The sequence below is a fragment of the Oleiphilus sp. HI0061 genome (assembly GCF_001635675.1).
Genome location: NZ_LWFE01000778.1, coordinates 1 through 345, shown reverse-complemented (window position 1 = coordinate 345; position 345 = coordinate 1). Strand labels below are relative to the sequence as shown.

Below are 345 nucleotides of genomic sequence, written 5' to 3'. Positions count from 1 at the left end.
TTAATGGTGATTCCTGAGGCTTTACCTGCTTTGGCATTATTAGCTTCTCTTTCTATCATCGAAACCAAAGAGTCATGTAAGGTGAAAGGAGCATGGAATAGTTTTTTGATCTTCAGTGCTTTGCCCATACCCGTGAGCTGCTGGAATATTTTATGAACCTCTTTCCCGAGAGCTTCATCACCACTCATAAAGCTATAGTCTGTATAGAGGCGGGCGTTCTTTGCGTGATAATTACCCGTACCCAAATGTACATAGTGCCTAAAACCTTCGGCTTCGCGTCGGGCTACGAGTATCATCTTGGCGTGGGTTTTATAGCCCACTACGCCATAAACGACGACAGCGCCA

1 pseudogene is annotated in these 345 nt (G+C 45.2%); it reads right to left on the bottom strand.

From position 1 onward, the window contains the following. A pseudogene (locus A3735_RS09520) lies at positions 1-345 on the bottom strand (RNA degradosome polyphosphate kinase); the annotation flags it as partial.